The organism is Janthinobacterium sp. J1-1 (assembly GCF_030944405.1).
Taxonomy (GTDB): domain Bacteria; phylum Pseudomonadota; class Gammaproteobacteria; order Burkholderiales; family Burkholderiaceae_D; genus Janthinobacterium.
Genome location: NZ_CP132339.1, coordinates 6,479,772 through 6,494,363, shown reverse-complemented (window position 1 = coordinate 6,494,363; position 14,592 = coordinate 6,479,772). Strand labels below are relative to the sequence as shown.

Sequence of the window (14,592 nt, the reverse complement as noted above, 5' to 3'; positions counted from 1 at the left end):
ATAAGAGGTTATAATCTGCAGCCTAATAAAAGTTCTCCGCAGGGTTGTTCGGTGGGGAGTGCTTTCATCTGGTTGGGGAAATACAAGAAGATGGGCAGATGCCCATTTTTTTTTTGTTGAACCGTTTGTAATGGCTCCGCGAGGGGCCATATATGATTGAATGCGTGTTTTTGCAGGTGTCTGGCGCTTCCGAGCGCGATATCGGGCGAAAACGGGCCTTATTTCTGGAGAATTTCTTGCAGCAGTTGGGATTAATTGAAAAGACAGTCACAGGTCTGGGCTACGAGCTCGTTGATGTCGAACGTGCCGAGCGCGGAATGCTGCGCGTCTTTATTGATTTCAGCGCCGCCGATGCCGCTGAAAAAGGTCCGATCACGGTCGAAGACTGTGCCACGGTCAGTCACCAGTTATCGCATGTGTTGACGGTAGAGAACGTTCCTTACGAACGCCTCGAGATTTCTTCCCCGGGCCTGGACCGGCCGGTGCGCAAGCTGGAAGACTTTGTCCGTTTCGCAGGCCAGGAAATCATCGTCAAGCTGCGCGAGGCGATGCCGGGTACGAACAACCGGAAATCGTTCCAGGGGATCTTGCAAGAACCCGTGGGCGAGAATTTGTCGTTGGAATTTGAAGGTAAGGATGGTCCGGCGATGTTGGAATTTACGCTCGCCGACGTGGATAAGGCACGCTTGGTGCCGCAGGTGGTTTTTAAGGGACGCAAAGCATGAGTCGCGAAGTTTTATTATTGGTAGACGCGCTGGCGCGTGAAAAAAACGTCGATAAGGATGTCGTCTTCGGCGCCCTGGAATTCGCATTGGCGCAAGCCACGAAGAAACGATATGAGGGTGAAGTGGACATCCGCGTTTCGATCGACCGCGATTCGGGCGAATTCGAATCGTTCCGCCGCTGGCACGTGGTGCCTGACGAAGCCGGCCTGCAGTTGCCGGATCAGGAGATCCTGCACTTCGAGGCGAAAGAACAGATCGCCGACATCGAAGTCGATGACCATATCGAAGAACCGATCGAGTCCGTCGAATTCGGCCGCCGCTTTGCGCAAGACACCAAACAGGTGGTCCTGCAGCGCGTGCGTGACGCCGAGCGCGAACAGATCCTGGTCGACTTCCTGGAACGCGGCGACTCGCTCGTCACCGGCACCATCAAGCGCATGGAACGCGGCGATGCAATCGTCGAGTCCGGCAAGATCGAAGCGCGTCTGCCACGCGACCAGATGATCCCGAAAGAGAATCTGCGTATCGGCGACCGCGTGCGTGCTTTCATCCTGCGCATCGACCGCAACATGCGCGGCCCGCAGGTGATCCTGTCGCGCACCGCGCCGGACTTCATCATGAAGCTGTTCGAACTGGAAGTGCCGGAAATCGAACAAGGCATGCTGGAAATTAAATCGGCCGCCCGCGATGCCGGCGTGCGCGCCAAGATCGCCGTCTACACGGCCGACAAGCGCATCGACCCGATCGGTACCTGCGTCGGCATGCGCGGTTCGCGCGTGCAGGCCGTCACCGGTGAGCTGGGCGGCGAGCGCGTCGACATCGTGTTGTGGTCGGAAGATCCGGCGCAGTTCGTGATCGGCGCCCTGGCGCCGGCGAACGTGTCGTCGATCATGGTCGACGAAGAAAAGCACGCGATGGACGTGGTCGTCGACGAAGAAAACCTGGCCATCGCGATCGGCCGTTCGGGCCAGAACGTGCGCCTGGCCGCCGACCTGACCGGTTGGAAGATCAACATCATGACGGCCGAAGAATCGGCCGACAAAGCTGCCCAGGAAACGGCTGCCGTGCGCATCCTATTCATGGAAAAGCTCGATGTCGATCAAGAAGTTGCAGACATTCTGGTGGAAGAAGGTTTCGCCAGTCTGGAAGAAATCGCCTACGTGCCAATTTCCGAAATGCTGGAAATCGAATCGTTTGACGAAGATACCGTCAATGAACTCCGTACCCGTGCGCGTGATGCGCTGGTTACCGAAGCGATCGCTTCGGAAGAGGGTCTGGAAGGCATGGACGAGGCGTTGGTGGGTCTGGAAGGCATGGACCGCGTCACCGCTGGCAAGCTGGGTCTGGCTGGTATCAAGACTGTTGAAGCATTTGCAGCACTGGCATACGACGAATTTGGCGCAATCCTGGCCTTGTCTGCGGACCGTGCGCGTGAACTGATTACAAGTGAATTTAAAGATGTGACCGACGATGAGATGAAGTTGGTTGACTCGAAATACGACGATCGTGCCAAGGCGCTGCAAGCCAAGGCATGGAGTCAGGCTGAATCCGCAAAGGCTTAATTTGAGTATCTTTATCATCTCCGCGACACATAGAAAAGAGGACTGAATGGCGAGTAACAACGTAGCCCAATTTGCCACCGAACTGAAGATGCCTGCAGATTTGCTGCTGACGCAGCTGCGTTCTGCCGGCGTCGAGAAAAGTTCGACGTCAGATCCATTGTCGAAAGATGATAAGGACAAGCTTTTGGATCATCTGCGCCGCACCCATGGCGCAGCGGCTGACACAGAAAAGAAAAAAATCACCGTGACCCGCAAGGAAACGACTGAAATCAAGCAAGCCGATGCAACCGGCAAGTCGCGCACCATCCAGGTGGAAGTGCGCAAGAAACGCACCTTCGTCCAGCGCGACGAAGCGGCGCCTGTCGCTGCGCCTGAACCGGTCGCGCCTGCCGCGCCGGTGATCGATCCCGCCGAAGTGGCGCGTCGTGAAGAAGAAGTTCGCAAGCAAGCTGAACTGATCGCACGCCAGGAAGCCGATCTGCGTGAGAAACAGGAACGCCTGGCCAAGCTCGACGCGGAAAAAGAAGCCCAGGCGAAAGCCACGCAACAGGCTGAACTGACCGCCAAGAAAGAAGCCGAAGCCGAAGCGAAGAAAGCCGCCGCCAAGGCCGCCGCCGCGCCGGTCGCCAGCACCGCCGCGCCAGTCGCCGACGATGCCGCCGCCGAAGCGAAAAAAGCCGCCGCCGCCGAAGAAGCCAAGAAAAAAGCCGCCGCCGCTGCCGTTGCCGCCAAGGAAGCCGCTGAAAAAGCCGAAGCCACCGAACGCGCCCGCAAGGCCGTGGCGGACGAGGTCGCCCAGATCAAGGCCATGATGAACGCGCCACGCCGCGCCATCAAGGCACCTGAGCCAGTACCGGTGCCGGTCAAGCCGAAAGCGCCGGAAGGCACGCTGCACAAGCCGGCCGACAAGAAACCTGGCGACAAGCCGGGCGACAAGAAGCCTGCCGTGGCAGACAAGAAATCGATCAAGTCGGCCAATGTGTCGTCCACCTGGTCCGATGACGCGAAAAAACGCGGCACCACCGGTGGTCCCAAGCCACGCGGCAACAGCGGCCCTGCGGGTCGTGACAGCTGGCGTGGCGGTGCCAAGGGCCGTCGCCCGACGCACCATGACGACCGCGAATCGAACTTCCAGGCGCCGACCGAAGCCGTCATCAAGGATGTGCACGTGCCGGAAACCATTACGGTGGCCGAACTGGCGCACAAGATGTCCGTCAAGGCTTCCGAAGTCATCAAGCATTTGATGAAACTGGGCCAGATGTGCACCATCAACCAGGTGCTGGACCAGGAAACGGCCATGATTCTGGTCGAAGAAATGGGCCACAAGGCGTTTGCCGCCGAACTGGACGATCCGGAAGCGTTGCTGGCCGATGTGGGCGAACACGCGCACTTCGAAACCAAGCCGCGCGCACCGGTGGTCACCGTCATGGGTCACGTCGACCACGGCAAGACCTCGTTGCTGGACTACATCCGCCGCGCCAAGGTCGCGTCGGGCGAAGCCGGTGGCATTACGCAGCATATCGGCGCTTACCACGTCGATACGCCACGCGGCATGATCACCTTCCTCGACACCCCGGGTCACGAAGCGTTTACCGCCATGCGTGCCCGTGGCGCCAAGGCGACCGACATCGTGATTCTGGTGGTTGCCGCCGACGATGGCGTGATGCCGCAAACCAAAGAAGCGATTGCCCACGCGAAAGCAGCCGGCGTACCGCTGGTGGTGGCGATCAACAAGGTCGACAAGCCGGGTGGCAACGTTGACCGCGTGACGCAGGAACTGGTTGCCGAACAAGTCGTGCCGGAAGAATACGGTGGCGAATCGCCATTCGTGCCGGTCTCGGCCAAAACGGGCCAGGGTATCGACGATCTGCTGGAACAAGTATTGCTGCAGGCCGAGGTACTGGAACTGACGGCGCCCGTCGATGCACCGGCCCGTGGCCTGGTGGTCGAAGCCCGTCTGGACAAGGGCCGTGGCCCGGTCGCAACGATCCTGGTGCAATCGGGTACCTTGCGCCGTGGCGACGTGATACTGGCTGGTTCCTCGTATGGCCGCGTGCGCGCCATGCTGGACGAAAACGGCAAGGCGATTGCCGAAGCCGGTCCATCGATCCCGGTCGAGATCCAGGGCCTGACCGAAGTACCGGTCGCCGGTGAAGAAGTGGTCGTGATGGCCGACGAGCGCAAGGCGCGTGAAATTGGTCTGTTCCGTCAAGGTAAGTTCCGCGACGTGAAACTGGCCAAGCAGCAAGCCGCGAAACTGGAAAACATGTTCGACCAGATGGCCGAAGGCGAAGTGAAAAACTTGCCATTGATCATCAAAACCGACGTGCAAGGTTCGCAGGAAGCGCTGGTCGGTTCGTTGCAGAAACTGTCGACCTCCGAAGTGCGCGTACAAGTTGTTCACGCGGCGGTAGGTGGCATCACGGAATCGGACGTCAACCTGGCGGTCGCCTCGAAAGCGGTCATCATCGGCTTTAACGCCCGTGCTGATGCCCAGGCACGCAAGCTGGCCGAGTCGAACGGCGTGGACATTCGCTACTACAACATCATTTACGATGCGATCGACGAGATCCGTTCGGCGTTGTCGGGCATGTTGGCACCAGAGAAACGCGAAACGGTCATCGGCCAGGTCGAGATCCGCCAGGTTATCCTGGTCTCGAAAGTCGGCGCGATTGCCGGTTGCCTGGTCACCGATGGTGTCGTCAAGCGTGCTTCGTCGGTCCGCCTGTTGCGCAACAACATCGTGGTCTGGAGTGGCGAGATCGAGTCCCTGAAACGCTTCAAGGACGACGCGAAAGAAGTCCGCGCCGGTCTGGAGTGCGGCCTGTCGCTGAAGAACTACAACGACATCCAGGTTGGCGACACCCTGGAAGTGTTCGAAGTCCAGGAAATCGCTCGTACCCTGTAATCACAGCAAGAACAATCGCGCGGACAGCACCCTGTCCGCGCACAACACGTGGGGCGCATTGGTCAACGGGCAACCGTTTGATCCATGCGCCCTGCGGCACTTAGGACACCATAATCATGGCCAAACATAGCAAAACCATGCCGGCGCGCGGCTTGCGCGTGGCAGACCAGATCCAGCGCGATCTGGCCGAAATCGTCGCCTACGAACTGAAAGACCCGCGCGTTGGCACGATGATCACCATTACCGAAGTGCAGATCACGCCCGACTACGCGCACGCCAAGGTGTTTTTCACGATGTTGAAAGACAGCAAGGAAGCCATCAAGAACACCACCGAAGGCCTGATGGCCGCCGCTGGCTTCATCCGTGGCCTGCTGGGCAAGCGCCTGCACATCCACACCCTGCCGATGCTGCATTTCGTGCACGACAGCTCGACCTCGCGCGGCATGGAAATGTCGCTGCTGATCGACAAGGCCAACGCCACCCGCGCGGCGGACGCCGAACCGGACGAGAAGCCGGAAGATAAAGCAGGCGAGCAATAAACGTGGCGGGACCGAAACGACCACCCGGCATCAAGCGCGTACGCGACCTGGTCGACGGCGTGCTGCTGATGGACAAGCCGGTCGGCTGGTCCAGCAACGATGCGCTGATCAAGTCCAAGCGCGTGCTGAACGCCAAGAAAGCGGGCCATACCGGCACGCTCGACCCGTTCGCCACCGGACTGCTGCCGCTGTGCTTTGGCGAGGCCACCAAGTTTTCGCAGGATTTGCTCGAAGCCGACAAGACCTATGAAACGCTGGTGCACCTGGGTGTCTCCACCGATACCGGGGACACCGAAGGCGCCGTGCTGGAAACGCGCGACGTGAACGTCACGCAAGAGCAGATCGACGCCGTGCTGGCGCAGTTCCGCGGCGACATCCTGCAGGTGCCGCCGATGTACTCGGCCCTCAAGCGCGACGGCAAGCCGCTGTATGAATACGCGCGTGCCGGCATCACCCTGGAACGCGAGGCGCGCCCGGTGACCATCCACAAGCTGGAGTTTCTCAGCTACGAAGCGCCGTTCCTGAAACTGTCGGTGATGTGCAGCAAGGGTACTTATATCCGCGTGCTGGGCGAAGACATCGGCAATGCCCTGGGTTGCGGCGCACACCTGAACGCCTTGCGCCGCACGCAGGTGGGCGAACTGACGCTCGATGGCGTGATTACGCTGGACGAACTGACGGCGCATGCCGAACCGTTGAGCTTGCTCGCTCCGGTCGACGCCTTGCTGTCGAGTTTTCCGGCGGTGCAATTGACGCAGGAACTGGCCAAGCGCTTTTTGCACGGCCAGCGTATTGCGCTGGGCAAGGAAGAGGTCGTCGTGCCAGCCGAACCGGGCAGGGTGCGCGTATATCACGACGCCAAACTGCTGGGCACGGGCCAGTTGCAGGAGTACAGCATCCTGGCGCCGGAACGCTTGATTGCTACCGCGCACCAGTAACCCGAAGCAAGTACCGGGGTCGGACCCTCAGGGTCCGACCCCAGCCGTTAATGGGTTATGTTGCATTTTTAACCCAACCATTCCTGAAGCCTGGACCCGCCAGCAATTTTAAATGGCGCCGCAACGCAACATGCTATACTACGCGGTTCCAGTTTCAGCCAGTATCGAAACGCACCGTACACCCCGTACGCTCCCTGCAGTTTTTCAGCAAATATAACGACCATGTCTACTACAAAACGCGCAATTCGTAATATCGCCATCATCGCCCACGTTGACCACGGCAAAACCACGCTGGTGGATCAACTGCTGCGCCAGTCCGGCACCTTCCGTGAAAACCAAGCGGTCGACACCCGAGTCATGGACTCGAACGACCTGGAAAAGGAGCGCGGCATTACGATTCTGTCGAAGAACTGCGCTGTTGAGTACGAAGGCACCCACATCAATATCGTCGACACCCCAGGCCACGCCGACTTCGGCGGCGAAGTGGAGCGCGTGCTGTCGATGGTTGACTCGGTATTGCTGCTGATCGATGCACAAGAAGGCCCGATGCCACAAACCCGTTTCGTCACGCGCAAGGCGCTGGCACTGGGTCTGAAGCCTATCGTCATCGTCAACAAGATCGACCGTCCAGGCGCACGTCCGGACTGGGCCATCAACCAGACCTTCGAACTGTTCGACAAGCTGGGTGCGACCGACGAACAACTCGATTTCCCTATCGTCTACGCTTCGGGCCTGAACGGCTACGCCGGCCTGACGGAAGATATCCGCAGCGGCGACATGAAGCCGATGTTCGACGCCATCCTGGAACACGTGCCAGTCCGTGACGACAATCCGGAAGGCCCGCTGCAGATGCAGATCACCTCGCTGGACTACTCGTCGTACGTCGGCAAGATCGGCATTGGCCGCGTCAACCGCGGTACTGTCAAGGTCGGCCAGGACGTGCTGGTCATCAATGGCCCAGGCGCAACGCCAGTCAAAGGCCGCATCAACCAGGTGCTGAACTTCAAGGGCCTGGAGCGCGTGCTGGTTGACGAAGCCGTTGCCGGCGACATCTGCCTGATCAACGGTATCGACGAAATCGGCATCGGTTCGACCCTGTGCGCACCGGATACCCCGGAAGCGCTGCCGATGCTGACCGTCGACGAGCCGACCCTGACCATGAACTTCATGGTCAACAACTCGCCACTGGCTGGCCGCGAAGGCAAATTCGTGACCTCGCGTCAGCTGCGTGACCGTCTGGACCGCGAACTGAAAGCCAACGTCGCTCTGCGCGTTGCACCAACCGACGACGACACGATCTTCGAAGTATCGGGCCGCGGCGAGCTGCACCTGACCATCCTGATCGAAAACATGCGTCGCGAAGGCTTCGAGCTGGCCGTATCGCGTCCACGCGTGGTGTTCAAGATGGTCGATGGCGTGCGCCAGGAGCCGTTTGAAAACCTGTCGGTTGACGTGGAAGAAGCCAACCAGGGCGGCGTGATGGAAGAACTGGGCCGTCGTCGTGGCGACCTGCAGAACATGGAATCGGATGGCAAGGGCCGCGTGCGTCTCGAGTACCTGATCCCGGCGCGTGGCCTGATCGGCTTCCAGGGCGAATTCATGACCCTGACCCGCGGCACCGGCCTGATGAGCCACGTGTTCCACGAATACGCAGCCGTCGACAACAGCCGTGGCGAAATGGCCGGCCGTCGCAACGGCGTGCTGATCTCGCAAGATGACGGCGCCGCTGTCGCCTACGCAATCTGGAAACTGCAAGACCGCGGCCGCATGTTCGTGTCGCACAACGATCCAGTCTACGAAGGCATGGTCATCGGCATCCACTCGCGCGACAACGACCTGGTCGTCAACCCGATCAAGGGCAAGCAGCTGACCAACGTGCGTTCGTCGGGTACCGACGAAGCGGTACGCCTGGTACCACCAATCCAGATGTCGCTGGAATACGCGGTCGAATTCATCGAGGACGACGAACTGGTCGAAATCACCCCGAAATCGATCCGCCTGCGCAAGCGCTTCCTGAAAGAGCACGAGCGTAAAAAAGCGTCGCGTGACGCGTAATATGTAGTGCGAGCATGGCCTGTGGGCCATGCTGCATCCAAACCCGCTGCGCCGCATGACACTAACCGGTGATGCGCGCAGCGGGTTTGTCGTTTGCAGCCCTGTTTTCATGGCAACCATGACTTCATCCGTCTTGTTCTTCCGGACGCATAGGTGGTAGACTAGGTGAGGTAAGACGGGTCAATGAAAATTTAGTATGGGACGGTTTGCTAAGACGTAACCCAAAATCGCCGTCGTTTCGTCGCTACTTCTCATCGAATCTTGACCTGAGGTGAGCGGTTGAAGTTAACTTCTGTTATTATCGGTTGGAAACAGGTAAACAGATGTAAGTCGTGCGGCGTTAGCACGGCTGAACGATTAGAATAGATGAAATGTCCGCGCAACCACTCACCAAAACCAACGAACTGATTGATAGCCTCAACGTACTCCGGTCCACTGGATGTTACGCTGATCCAAACACGTTTGCGTGGAGGCAGTTGAAGCGTGATTGCGAGAAGTTGCTTGCCGTTGATGCCGCAAGCGGTTGGGCTGTCATGGGTATGCTATATGCAACCACAGGTGACATAGCAGAGGTAAATGCTTGTTTCAACAGAGCATTGAAGCTTTCCCGTGAACTTACCTTTTTACTGAACTGGTGTTCTTCGCTATCTGCACTTGGTTGCTATACCCAAGCTCTAGATATACTTGTGGAGGTTCTTCAGCCAGAGAATGGTGAGTTCAAGACCGGAGTTCTTACCGGGATGGAAATAGGAGCCTTCAAAATGATAAACGATCAATTAAAGCGTGCTCGTGAGATGGGTTTGGATATTTCCGCCATGCCTGAAGGATTGATTAGCGAGGCTGCGGCCATAATGGAGAGTGCTGGTTTGTCTGATAAGGATGTGGTGAGTCACATGGAAGCGGCCGGTGCAGTACTCCGCGCTCACAAAGCTTTCGATGTGCTTGCAGGTGATATTGTAACGAGTAATATTGCTGGTGGTTTGACTGGCATTACCATGGTTTTGCGAGTTGTAGGCACACCATCAGAGGTTTTTCAGCTGAATAAGGCGCTAGCACGAAAGGAGCGCGAGCTTGATATTAGTAAGTCTCCTGCATTTGACGTTTTAATTGCGAGCGCTCATGAGTACGCCTGAGCAACTGTTTGGTGCAGCGACTGCTATTGCTAAGACCGCAGCTGATGAGGCGATGATTCGTGCCGCGCTCAGTAGACATTATTATGCTGCCTATCACCGTTGTTTTGCGTATCATGTGGCGCTGCCTCGTCCTGGGTCGGTACGTTCAGCAACTGGAAAGCACGAACAGCTTATCAATCAACTTGCATATCCAGATCCGAAGTTGGAAGACGATTTAAAAGATCAATCTGTAGCTATAGGCAAGCTATTACGCTTTCTGTGCGGTAAGCGTGTTGACTCGGATTACTATCTCAAGACGCCATTGGATGCCAAGGATCTACAAGATGTAGCTTCGCAGACTCAAGTCCTTTTTGATGAAACCAAATAAAATAAGCTAATTTTTTATTTGATTGTTATATCTCTACATTGTTCAGTTAGTATTACGCTTGCTCAATGACCTAATATATAAGCAGTTAGCCATCTAATCAAGTGTTCTGAAGTATTTTTCTCCTTGATTCCGGTTTGCAAGCATAGCTCTAAGATATTTCCAACTCGCCTCCATTTGATCCATATTTCTACGGAATTTTCCATAGTTTAACTATGGAATTCTTTTCCGTATGTCTTCTGCATTTTTGATAATCGCGTCAAATCTATTGCGTCGCATGGATATTTCATGTAATGGAGTAATCGCTCTGTTTGTGGTGAAATATCTTGAAGTATTGCTTGCTCATTTATTCGCAACATTGAATCGTCTTGGTGTTGCTCATTGAATATATCAAGATTTTTCTACTCAGGCGACTTCTATTGATATACCGATATCACGCGGCAATAAATCATGTGCTTGGCATCTTGAGGAGCTTAGCTGGTGAATTTGAGCATAAAAAATCATCAATATTTTTGTATTAAATTGAAATAAATTTAAAAAATTCAAGAAAGCAACTTACGTTTGGAAATCAAATGGATTTATCTAAAGTAGGTAGTCGGGTGCTGTCCGTCGCCCCGATGATGGACTGGACCGACCGCCATTGCCGCAAGTTTCATCGCGAGATCACGCGCCATACCTGGTTGTATACCGAGATGGTGACCACCGGCGCGCTGGTGTACGGCGACGTGGAGCGCCATCTGCGCTTCAACGAGGAAGAGCATCCGGTGGCGCTGCAGCTGGGGGGCAGCGATCCGAAGGACCTGGCCACCAGCGCGAAACTGGGCCAGCAGTGGGGCTATGACGAGATCAACCTGAACTGCGGTTGCCCGTCCGAGCGCGTGCAGAAGGGGGCGTTCGGCGCCTGCCTGATGGCCGAGCCGCAACTGGTGGCCGATTGCGTGAAAGCCATGCGCGACGTGGTCGATATCGACGTCACCGTCAAGCACCGCATCGGCATCGACGACAGCGAGTCGTATGACTTCGTGCGCGATTTTGTCGGCACGGTGGCCGAGGCCGGCTGCAAGACTTTTATCGTGCATGCGCGCAATGCCATCCTGAAAGGCCTGAGCCCCAAGGAAAACCGCGAAGTGCCGCCGCTGAAGTATGAGTACGCCTATCAGCTCAAGCGCGACTTTCCGCAATTCGAATTCATCATCAATGGCGGCATCAAGACGCTGGACGAGATCGACCTGCATCTGCAGCACCTGGACGGCGTGATGCTGGGCCGCGAGGCGTATCACAACCCGTATGTGATGGCGCAGTTCGACCAGCGCTATTACGGCGATGCGTCCGACGTCAAAACGCGCGAACAGGTGCTCGAAGCCATGATTCCGTATATCAGTGCGCAGTTGGCAAAAGAGGACCGCATGAAGCTCAACAGCATCACGCGCCACATGCTGGGCCTGATGCAGAACCTGCCCGGCGCGCGCGGGTTCCGCCAGACCTTGTCCGATTCAAAAAAACTGGCCTCGGGCGACCCGCGCCTGCTGCTCGAAGCGGCGGCGCGTCTGTCGCCGGCGCATGGCTGATGCACGACAAGGCGCGCCAGCTGCACGGCTACCTGCAAGCGGTCAGCGCGTTGAAAGACGATGGCAGCGCTTTCCGGTGTGAATACCTGGGCGCCGTGTCGCCCGGTGCGGCGTTGCCGATGCTGTGCGATGCGCTGGGCCTGTCGCCCGAAGGCCTGTCCCTGCCGCGACTCGATACGGTGATTTGCAGCGGCGCCGCCTGCACACCGCGCCAGTGGCTGCTCGACCGCCTGCGCCCGATGAGTGAGTTTGACCGCCAGCCACTGGATACACGCCTGTTCGAAGGTTTCGAGCGCGAATTATTTGACATGTTCGAGGCCGAGCCGCAATGGTATCGGCTGGTGTCCGATGGCCGGCGCAGCCTGGCCGGGCAGCTGGGTGCCATCTCGAGCGTGTATGTGTTTGGCGTTGCCGGTCACGCCTGTTTGCTGCATTGCAGCTGGGATAGCTGAGGCGTCGTTTTTACGCCATATCAGGTCCTTAATACTGTTTTTCAGGCATCTTCCCGCTGCCCTCATTCCTGCCTTTTTCTGGTGAAAAAACGCCCGTTCGCATGGCATCGCATGTTGACAATGTGCTGTTTTGGCACACCCTTGCACAGTCATGGGGCATTTCTACGGTGCAAGAAACGGCGATGTTGTCATTTCCCCGAAGAAAGTTAATCTGCAACTTATTCAGGCAGTTAATGCTTGCTTTGAGGCAAAATTTACACCTATAATTGATTATAGACAAATATTTCTCATGTGTATTTTATATGTCGCGGTGGAATTAATCGTAGATAGAAAGCAATATGAGAGGCAAATTTGCATGCGCAGTCACTGCGGTATTCGCAGGGCTGCCGGGACAGGAATCACACCGTGTTGCGTGCAGCCGGTACCGCTGGCGGGCTGATCAGGCCCTTGGCGGATATTGGCGTTGTGCAGCGTTCGTCTTGTCGTGCCGGGCAAAATTCTTATCAATAGTTTCATTTACGAAGAGCCGAAATGAATTTAGCAAAAATGAAGGTTGGTACACGCCTGGGCCTGGGGTTCGCCCTGGTACTGGTTCTGCTGGTGGCTGTGACGATACTCGGCATTGCGCGCATGGCGCAAATCCAGGAACGTCTCGATCACGTCATTAACGTCAACAACGTCGTCACCCGCCTGGTGATCGACATGCGTGGCAATGTCAGCGACCGCATCACTTCGCTGCGCATCCTGACCCTGATGACAGACTCGGGCGACATGGAGCCGGAAATGGCGCGCATCAAGGCGCAGACCAATACCTACCAGGAAACACAGAAAAAGCTGGAAGCCAAGTTCGCCATCGAATCGACGGCCGAAGAAAAAACCTTGCTCGCTTCCATCAAGGAATATGAAGCGGCCGCCATGCCGGCGATAGCCAAGGCCTCGGCGCTGTGGATGGCCAACGATGCCGAAGCGGCGACGCGCGTGATGATCAAGGAAATCCGCCCGGTCCAGAAAAAATGGATCGATGCGCTGGAACAACTGGCCACCCTGGAAGACAAGCTCAACGAGCAGATGCAGACGGACGCCCGCAAGGCCTTCGACAGCGCGCGCCTGTTCATGATCGTGCTGGGCGTACTGGCCGTGGCGCTGGGCGTGGCGGCGGCACTGGTGATTACCCGCGGCCTGCTCAAGCAGCTGGGCGGCGAACCCGACTACACGGCCTCGATCGCTGGCAGCATCGCCAAGGGCGACCTGTCGATCGGCATCCATACGCAAAGCTCGGACAATTCCAGCCTGCTGGCGGAAATGAAGGAAATGCGCAACAGCCTGGTCGGCATCGTCGGCCAGGTGCGGGTGGGCACGGAAACCATCGGCACGGCCTCGCGTGAAATTGCCGACGGCAATATCGATCTGTCCTCGCGCACCGAGATGCAGGCCAGCGCGCTGGAAAAAACCGCCTCTGCCATGGAAGAGCTGACCTCGACCGTGAAACAGAATGCCGACAATGCCCGTGAAGCCAACAAGCTGGCCGCCACCGCGTCGGATGTCGCCATCAAGGGCGGCTCGGTGGTGTCGCAAGTGGTCGATACGATGAGCTCGATCAACGAATCGGCCAAGAAGATTGTCGACATCATCGGCGTGATCGATGGCATCGCCTTCCAGACCAATATCCTGGCGCTCAATGCGGCCGTGGAAGCGGCGCGTGCCGGCGAGCAAGGCCGCGGCTTTGCCGTGGTGGCCTCCGAAGTGCGCAACCTGGCCCAGCGTTCGGCCGGCGCCGCCAAGGAAATCAAGATCCTGATCGACGATTCGGCCGAGAAGACCGAACGCGGCACGCGCCTGGTGGGCCAGGCCGGCGTGACGATGGGTGAAGTGGTCGACAGCGTGCGCCGCGTGACCGACATCATGAGCGAGATCGCCAGCGCCAGCGCCGAGCAGAGCGCCGGCATCGAACAGGTCAACCTGTCGATCATCGAGATGGACGGCATGACGCAGCAGAATGCGGCGCTGGTCGAGCAAGCGGCCGCTGCGGCGCAAAGCCTGCAGGACCAGGCGGCCGAACTGTCGCACGTGGTCAGCATCTTCAAGCTGGTCGAGGGCGAAGAGCGCGCGGCGGCCTACGTGCCGGCGCCAGCGCAGGTAAAAGCCCCGGCAGCGGTGGTGGTACGCAAGCCGGCCGCGCCTTTGCGTCCGGTCAAGTCGCTGGCACGCAAGACCGAAGCGGCCGCCCCTGCCGCTCCTGCCGCGCCCAAGGCCAGCAAGCGTGCCGCCGCGGCCAGCACCAGCAATGACGAGTGGGAAGAGTTTTAAGTTGTAGCAGCATCCAGTAGCAGCAGTGCCATGGTGGCAGT

The 14,592-nt window shown here is 57.7% G+C and carries 11 protein-coding genes; all 11 read left to right on the top strand.

What is annotated here, in order from left to right:
• Positions 1–236 precede the first annotated feature (236 nt).
• The 11 genes from rimP to Q8L25_RS29635 all read left to right on the top strand — a co-directional run bounded on the left by rimP (position 237) and on the right by Q8L25_RS29635 (position 14,551).
• Complete coding sequence (gene rimP, locus Q8L25_RS29685) at positions 237–725, top strand: ribosome maturation factor RimP (RefSeq protein WP_065307322.1); 489 nt, start codon at positions 237–239, stop codon at positions 723–725.
• Positions 722–2,287 (top strand): transcription termination factor NusA, encoded by a 1,566-nt coding sequence (nusA, locus tag Q8L25_RS29680; RefSeq protein ID WP_308922809.1) that lies wholly within the window; start codon positions 722–724, stop codon positions 2,285–2,287. The genes rimP and nusA overlap by 4 nt, the downstream gene beginning before the upstream one ends.
• Before the next feature lie 46 nt (positions 2,288–2,333).
• Positions 2,334–5,195, top strand: coding sequence for a translation initiation factor IF-2 (gene infB, locus Q8L25_RS29675; RefSeq protein ID WP_308922808.1), 2,862 nt, complete (start codon positions 2,334–2,336; stop codon positions 5,193–5,195).
• A gap of 116 nt (positions 5,196–5,311) precedes the next feature.
• Positions 5,312–5,734, top strand: coding sequence for a 30S ribosome-binding factor RbfA (gene rbfA, locus Q8L25_RS29670; RefSeq protein ID WP_308922807.1), 423 nt, complete (start codon positions 5,312–5,314; stop codon positions 5,732–5,734).
• Between the two features lie 68 nt (positions 5,735–5,802).
• The gene (gene truB, locus Q8L25_RS29665) at positions 5,803–6,672 is read left to right on the top strand and encodes a tRNA pseudouridine(55) synthase TruB (RefSeq protein WP_374694332.1); all 870 of its coding nucleotides are present in this window, start codon (positions 5,803–5,805) and stop codon (positions 6,670–6,672) included.
• Between the two features lie 222 nt (positions 6,673–6,894).
• A complete protein-coding gene (gene typA, locus Q8L25_RS29660; RefSeq protein ID WP_308922805.1) occupies positions 6,895–8,727 on the top strand; it encodes a translational GTPase TypA in 1,833 nt (610 codons plus the stop codon).
• Positions 8,728–9,098: 371 nt separating this feature from the next.
• Positions 9,099–9,860, top strand: coding sequence for a hypothetical protein (locus tag Q8L25_RS29655; protein WP_308922804.1), 762 nt, complete (start codon positions 9,099–9,101; stop codon positions 9,858–9,860).
• Positions 9,847–10,227 (top strand): hypothetical protein, encoded by a 381-nt coding sequence (locus tag Q8L25_RS29650; protein WP_308922803.1) that lies wholly within the window; start codon positions 9,847–9,849, stop codon positions 10,225–10,227. Before Q8L25_RS29655 ends, Q8L25_RS29650 begins: the two co-directional genes overlap by 14 nt.
• Positions 10,228–10,796: 569 nt before the next feature.
• Positions 10,797–11,792 (top strand): tRNA dihydrouridine(20/20a) synthase DusA, encoded by a 996-nt coding sequence (dusA, locus tag Q8L25_RS29645; RefSeq protein WP_308922802.1) that lies wholly within the window; start codon positions 10,797–10,799, stop codon positions 11,790–11,792.
• A complete protein-coding gene (locus Q8L25_RS29640) occupies positions 11,792–12,244 on the top strand; it encodes a hypothetical protein (RefSeq protein ID WP_308922801.1) in 453 nt (150 codons plus the stop codon). The genes dusA and Q8L25_RS29640 overlap by 1 nt, the downstream gene beginning before the upstream one ends.
• A 531-nt stretch (positions 12,245–12,775) precedes the next feature.
• Complete coding sequence (locus Q8L25_RS29635; protein ID WP_308922800.1) at positions 12,776–14,551, top strand: methyl-accepting chemotaxis protein; 1,776 nt, start codon at positions 12,776–12,778, stop codon at positions 14,549–14,551.
• The last annotated feature ends 41 nt before the right edge of the window (positions 14,552–14,592 follow it).

What these genes read in the sequence shown, in the direction of transcription:
- nusA (WP_308922809.1), top strand. Translation starts at nt 722, where the DNA reads ATGAGTCGCGAAGTTTTATTATTGGTAGACGCGCTGGCGCGTGAAAAA.
- infB (WP_308922808.1), top strand. Translation starts at nt 2,334, where the DNA reads ATGGCGAGTAACAACGTAGCCCAATTTGCCACCGAACTGAAGATGCCT.
- rbfA (WP_308922807.1), top strand. Translation starts at nt 5,312, where the DNA reads ATGGCCAAACATAGCAAAACCATGCCGGCGCGCGGCTTGCGCGTGGCA.
- truB (WP_374694332.1), top strand. Translation starts at nt 5,803, where the DNA reads ATGGACAAGCCGGTCGGCTGGTCCAGCAACGATGCGCTGATCAAGTCC.
- typA (WP_308922805.1), top strand. Translation starts at nt 6,895, where the DNA reads ATGTCTACTACAAAACGCGCAATTCGTAATATCGCCATCATCGCCCAC.
- Q8L25_RS29655 (WP_308922804.1), top strand. Translation starts at nt 9,099, where the DNA reads ATGTCCGCGCAACCACTCACCAAAACCAACGAACTGATTGATAGCCTC.
- Q8L25_RS29650 (WP_308922803.1), top strand. Translation starts at nt 9,847, where the DNA reads ATGAGTACGCCTGAGCAACTGTTTGGTGCAGCGACTGCTATTGCTAAG.
- dusA (WP_308922802.1), top strand. Translation starts at nt 10,797, where the DNA reads ATGGATTTATCTAAAGTAGGTAGTCGGGTGCTGTCCGTCGCCCCGATG.
- Q8L25_RS29640 (WP_308922801.1), top strand. Translation starts at nt 11,792, where the DNA reads ATGCACGACAAGGCGCGCCAGCTGCACGGCTACCTGCAAGCGGTCAGC.
- Q8L25_RS29635 (WP_308922800.1), top strand. Translation starts at nt 12,776, where the DNA reads ATGAATTTAGCAAAAATGAAGGTTGGTACACGCCTGGGCCTGGGGTTC.